The sequence below is a fragment of the Peribacillus sp. P4_B1 genome (genome assembly GCF_056402395.1).
This window is the reverse complement of the sequence record NZ_JBFUHM010000106.1, coordinates 1-5,886: the sequence shown is the minus strand read 5'-3', so window position 1 is coordinate 5,886 and position 5,886 is coordinate 1. Positions and strand designations below refer to the sequence as shown.

Genomic DNA, 5,886 nt, shown 5'->3' with positions numbered 1-5,886 from the left:
CGGTCGAGGAGCCTCCTCGGCTTTCGCCTTTGGTGTCTCCCCTAGACGCGCTTTTCTAAGCAGGAGTCTCGAACACCCGCTCCAATCAACTTTGTCTTACCTTTTAGATAAACACTTTTGCCTGGAGTCATTTTTGTTTTAAAAATAGAAGTATTAAAACTTGAGGTGATGAGGATGCTTTCTAAACATGATTCTATTCAGCGAGATCAACTTGAAATGATTACGTTAGATCAACTGGTGCCACCGAACCATTTGCAGTAACCAACATATCCGTAGCCGCCTCCGATCAACCCAACACAACTGCTTCATCAACGATTAAGAGGATTAACAAAACGGACCAAATCTGAAACCTCCACCGAATCCAAAACCGCCGTCACAACCTGACATATAGAATATCTCCTTTATTAAAAAGAGGAACTTAAGTGAGTTAAATCATTTTTCGTCCAATCAGGAAAGTGATATGACTTTCACAATTAAGTTTTCGTTCAAGTTGACTATATGGACAAGGGTTTTCACACAGAAAATAGGGGATAACCTTTTGGACTATTCTTTCGCTTTAGTACATTTGGACTTTTGCTTCTTTTTAAAACAAACGATTCCAAAAGAGTGGATTGGGTACAATATGAACAGAACTGATCCATAATAATATTTTGCCCAACAGTACATTAAATATTTTGAAACATAAGGAGGAAGTTTTTATGATTAATGAAAAAGTCGCTTTGATATTAGAAGATAAAATTAACGTTATTAAAGGTGATGAAAAATCCATTTATTTAGTCGGGCCTATCAAATTACCCGTTAACTTAGATGGCGAAACAACTATATTCCAATGGTATTGCTGGTTACCATGTGATAATATGGCAGGTCATTTTTGTAATGAAGGCTCTTATAATATGGAAAAGATCATTGAAACTTTAGCCTCTTCCAATTTAGCGGAAATGCAGCAATCCAGTGTGTTGCTGTATGGAGATTTTCAAAATTCCGCGGATGCTCTTATCCGGATGCATAGCATTTGTCATACTGGTGATATATTTGGCAGCAAACGATGTGATTGTGGCTTTCAACTAAAACATGCTATGAAAATGATTGCTGCTCAAGGAACCGGTGCTTTATTTTATTTAGCGAATCACGAAGGAAGAGGCATCGGATTATTTAGTAAAGCCATGGCTTATGTTCTGCAAGAAGAAGGATTGGATACGGTGGAAGCGAATTTAGAGCTTGGATTTGTGGATGATGCACGTAACTATGATGACGCCATTCGAGTGTTAAAAAAACTGCGCTCCAATCCAGTGACACTTATCACCAACAATCCGAGAAAATTAGAAGCCCTTCAAAATTCAGGTGCCAATGTTGCAGGCAGAATTCCGTTATGGGGAGATACCTCCGAGTTTAATGAAAAATATTTAGAAACTAAAGTCGTACGTTCCGGTCATTTAAAAGATGTTAAACAAAATGAATGATTCATTTGTTTTATATGAAATTGGCTTTACCCCATAAGGTAAAACCGAACTAAATCCCCTTGTTAGATATGTTTACCGAATGTTTCCGAATTGTTGGAATAAGAAAGCATTTTTTAGCGGGGGAACCACATGAATCATGAATGTAATATCATATTTATATTGTTAATAAAATGACTTGTTATGTAGAACAGACAACTAAATAAACTACGGGAAAACCAAATAATACAATCAATGAAAGAAATAACCCTAATTATGTGTCCTTTTTCACTTTGCTCCCTCCTTTCACTAAATTTATTCTGTGTTTTTAATATGCCTTCTTGCATTATTCATACTCTTATATCTACGAATTATTATAGAGATTTTTAATGCTTAATGTTGAACAAAACAACCCCGTTAGCACAAAATATAAAGCGATCTTCTTATTGAAAAATCGCACCCGTCCGTACAATAAGAACTCCTTATTAGGCATAATAATTTTATATAACAATTTCCTCAATGATTGAACTGCCTTCAGTTACTTCAGCGTCAAGCCATTTCCAATTTTAATATGGGCCTAATTCGCCCATCTGGTAAGACTTTTAGGAGTAGAAACACATTTCCTCCTAATTTCAATTTTGCTATTAACATGGTCATACCTTAACCTCTAAACAACTATCCGCTTTTACAATTCCAATCAGTGTTCCTTGTATGATTTGTCCCCACTATATGTTACTGAGATTATATGTCCTTCATGGTTATATTTAAAAATAGTCCTTAAAGAAACTTCTCCGTTAGTCTCAAGTGGGCATTGTAACGGTATTGTCTTTGTGCTGTATTACCATATCTTAACATTATTAATATATATGATTAATAATATAGATATTTAGTTTTGTTATATTTAACTTGCTGTCCTAAGGGATAGTAATCATAAATATATAGGAGGAAAAGCTACGTGAAAAAAAACTCAAAAAAATTGATTTCAGTTGCCCTGACTCTAAGCATTGTGGGAGGGTATGGCAGTACTCTCTCTTTGGCAGCAGCTGATTCAAATCCAGATGTTAGTAAAGTGACCGTTACATTTAATGGCAATTCTACGAATTCTAAAGGATTCACTTGGTACACTTCACTGGATTCCAAGAACAGTGATTTACAGATTGTGAAAAAGACGGGCGTTAAGAAGCCTGATTTTAAGAAAGCCTTAAAATTTTCAGGTACTCAAAACATTTCTACAAATTCTCAAAAAGAGTATGTACATAAAGCAGAAGCAACTGGACTTAAGGCAGATACTGAATACTACTACCGTGTTGGAGATGCATCATTAAACAATTGGAGTGAAGTAGGTATGTTTACAACAGCACCCAAAAATGGTGCTTTTACCTTTATTGACTTGACCGATACTCAAGCTAAAACGGAAGATGAGGCGATCCTTTCGTCCGAAACCATTTCAAAAGCTTTAGATACGGTCCCTAACGCCGAGTTCATGGTTCATAATGGCGACTTAGTTGACGATGGAGTCAAAGAGGAACAATGGGATTGGCTACTAGGGCACTCTCAGGAAAGCTTGCTAAACACGACGTTTGCACCATCCGCGGGGAATCACGAGGATGAAAGTTATGCTTTTATCGACCATTTTAACCTGGATGTGCCTGAAAACTCAGCTACCGAAACAGGTGCCTATTATTCTTACGATTACAGTAACGCTCACTTTGTTGTCCTCAATAGCAACGAGGATTCTGAGAAATATGCGAACTTTTCGGAAAATCAAATTGAATGGTTGAAGGAAGATGTAAAAGCAGCCAAAGCTAATGGATCTAAATGGGTTATTGTTAATATTCACAAGGGACCTTATACGACTTCTAACCATGCAACGGATGATGATATCATGGATCCGAACGGAGTGAGAAACCAGGTGGCACCACTCATGGCGGAGCTTGACATTGACTTTGTCCTTCAAGGACATGACCATATTTATGCACGTACGAAACCGATCACGAGTAAAGGTACGGCTTCAGAAACTGAAAAAATTATGGAAACTAAAAAAGGACAAACAGTTGAATATACCGTTAATCCAGATGGCGCTATTTATTTGATCCCTGCAACAGCTGGACCAAAAGTATATTACAAAAATCAAGATCCCGTACTTGGAGAAGCTTTCTATAATCTTTTCGAAGTAGCCGATGAAAATCATTCAGCGATCTATGGCCCAGACCCAAGCAATAACACCCGTCCAGTACGCGGCCAAATTCAAAACTTCGTTGGTATCAGCATGGATAAAGAAAAACTGACTGCCGTAACTTATGAGATTGATCAAAACAAGAATAATGCAGAACCTTATATTATTGATCAATTTGGTATCATCAAGAAATAACAGCTTTTCGAAAAGCCAACAAAGCATATTGTTAGGGAGATCTTCAGGGTCTCCCTTTCATTTTGTTTCACCCCCATTATTTTTCTTCTGGGGACACGGGGGCGGAACTTCCATTTACCTCATTTCACTAAATTTTGAACACGTTGATCCTTGTTTAAAAGATGACCTGTGAGGGATTCAAACACGCCCTTCCCTGTACAAACATTTCTTGTCCAATTTAATCTATCGTATTTATCCGAAGACTCTTCGTTTGGTATTCCAATCAAATCGAAAACATGGTCAAGCATCTCATTCATTTCAGCATCAAAAACTTCAATAGCTTTCGACATTACTGGTTCATTCAAAAAAACCTTTTTAAATGATTTTTGTTTTTCATAGTAATTTGAAAATGACTTAATTACATTTATTAATATTTCTTTCTGTTCCATATAGTAACACCTCTTTTATTCATTGCTGAATTAATCAATTAGTATCTTCACTTTTTTTCGCCACGCCAAATAGCAAATTGTTTTTCACTTTCCGCTTTCTGTTCGTCTGTTAATTTCCGCCAAATATAGAACTCGAAAATGTGTTTCATATATTGACTATGAATTCCCCTGCCAGAAAACAATTCATCCATTATTCTATTACGAATATCCTGCTGTATTTCAGGAAGACGATACCGCAAACAATATCCTGCTTCTTCTAAATTTCGAATGTTGGCTAGTCCCTTTGTATCCGGGTCAAATAACTTACTCTCCGTTTTCGACCTTTCAATTTCATCAAATATTGTTTCATCTTCATGTCCACGATAGCCGATTATGTAATTGTCTAATCTTTGATAACATTCTACATCGCCTCTGAATATCAAAAGTTCATCATATGGAACTCCTAAAATCCTGGAGAGTGTTATTAAATCAAGTTTATCAGGAAAAGATTTCCCACAATAATAATTAGAAATCGTTTTTCCTTCTCTTCCCATAATTTTTGCTAATTGTGATTGTGAAAAACCTGCTCTCTGAACTAAGAATTTTATTCTTTGACCAGTTGCTTTTTCAACAATCTTGTCCAAATATGAAAAGTCTTTTATTTGTTTATTTGTCAATTCTACGAGCCTCCTCAAGAGTAAACATATCCATATTATAGTTACGTTTTGTAGGCAAAAGAAGTAGAAAAATTCTTTCTAGAGTCATATAAAATCTTCTTTTACTATCCTGCCCCGTTAGTTGAAGAGGATTATTACATACAAAAAAAATGCTAAAAGCAATGCGATTTCAAGATTTTAGTTTATTGTATATTTCCTACTTCAACTCCTCCCCAAAAAGACAAGGTTATGCCTTTTGTAAAAACAAAATAAGACCTTCAACAATGAAGGTCTTAACTAATTTCCCTTATTAATAATACTTATCTACGCAATCGTTCTCTGTAGCCCACTTCAACAATAATTCTCTTTCCTCATTATCTAGTATATGTTGTTCATTAAAACCTTTCTTTAGAAGTATGTTCAGTCCTATGTATTTCTTTAGTCAAGTAATCGATATGCTTTTCCATGTTTTCTCTTAAAAATTGAGCACGAACTTTGAACTTCATTTTCTATTTGTTTATTTATCAAGCTTTCTAAGACAACTCCTCTTACTCAGGTCTTGTCTTATTGGATATCAGTTTAATTTCTCACTCAAAAGTCAGGTCCAGAGATATTCTCCAAGGAGGCTTCTTTTTCTTGTTTTAGGTAAAGTCAGGTCTCCATTTTCTTAGAGTACATTAATTTATTAGCATTTTATCTAATTCACGAACTTTATCATATGACTCCAATAGTTGTTCAGGTATTAATGTTCTCCCATAATCCCAAGCATTAGTTTCTATTTCAGATTTTAGCTTTTCTTTTTCTTCTTCGTGACCATACATTAAAATCCTTAAATCATGTTTGTTTTTCTTAAAATCTAAATAATATCCAAGCATACGATAAAGAATAATTTTAACAAAGTCTTCCTCTGTCTCTTTAATTCTAATTTTCCCTTTATAACCGTTAACTTGAAGGTAATTGAATTTTATAGTATTGGTCGATACGTTATAACTCATAGGTGCACTTTAGGTGCACTT

At 35.3% G+C, this 5,886-nt stretch carries 5 protein-coding genes; 2 read left to right on the top strand and 3 right to left on the bottom strand.

Features of this window, described 5'->3' with window-relative positions; genetic code table 11:
- Positions 1 to 698: 698 nt before the first annotated feature.
- Positions 699 to 1,460, top strand: a complete 762-nt coding sequence (locus AC1DVK_RS26305) for a GTP cyclohydrolase II (RefSeq protein WP_410862423.1) — start codon at positions 699 to 701, stop codon at positions 1,458 to 1,460.
- Between the two features lie 931 nt (positions 1,461 to 2,391).
- Entirely contained in the window at positions 2,392 to 3,807 is a 1,416-nt protein-coding gene (locus AC1DVK_RS26300) for a purple acid phosphatase family protein (RefSeq protein WP_477627763.1), read from the top strand.
- A gap of 119 nt (positions 3,808 to 3,926) precedes the next feature.
- Here the strand turns inward: AC1DVK_RS26300 and AC1DVK_RS26295 are convergent, their stop codons facing one another.
- From AC1DVK_RS26295 to AC1DVK_RS26285, 3 genes are all read right to left on the bottom strand, one after another.
- Positions 3,927 to 4,235 (bottom strand): hypothetical protein, encoded by a 309-nt coding sequence (locus AC1DVK_RS26295; RefSeq protein ID WP_410862420.1) that lies wholly within the window; start codon positions 4,233 to 4,235, stop codon positions 3,927 to 3,929.
- Positions 4,236 to 4,282: 47 nt separating this feature from the next.
- Positions 4,283 to 4,891: a helix-turn-helix domain-containing protein gene (locus tag AC1DVK_RS26290; RefSeq protein WP_410862418.1), complete on the bottom strand. Its 609-nt coding sequence runs from the start codon at positions 4,889 to 4,891 to the stop codon at positions 4,283 to 4,285.
- A gap of 656 nt (positions 4,892 to 5,547) precedes the next feature.
- On the bottom strand, positions 5,548 to 5,865 hold the full coding sequence (locus AC1DVK_RS26285) for a hypothetical protein (protein ID WP_477627762.1): 318 nt from the start codon (positions 5,863 to 5,865) through the stop codon (positions 5,548 to 5,550).
- Positions 5,866 to 5,886: the final 21 nt, after the last annotated feature.

Bases quoted from the DNA above. Each gene is read 5' to 3' on its own strand.
- AC1DVK_RS26305 (WP_410862423.1), top strand. From the start codon at position 699: ATGATTAATGAAAAAGTCGCTTTGATATTAGAAGATAAAATTAACGTT.
- AC1DVK_RS26295 (WP_410862420.1), bottom strand. From the start codon at position 4,235: ATGGAACAGAAAGAAATATTAATAAATGTAATTAAGTCATTTTCAAAT.
- AC1DVK_RS26285 (WP_477627762.1), bottom strand. From the start codon at position 5,865: ATGAGTTATAACGTATCGACCAATACTATAAAATTCAATTACCTTCAA.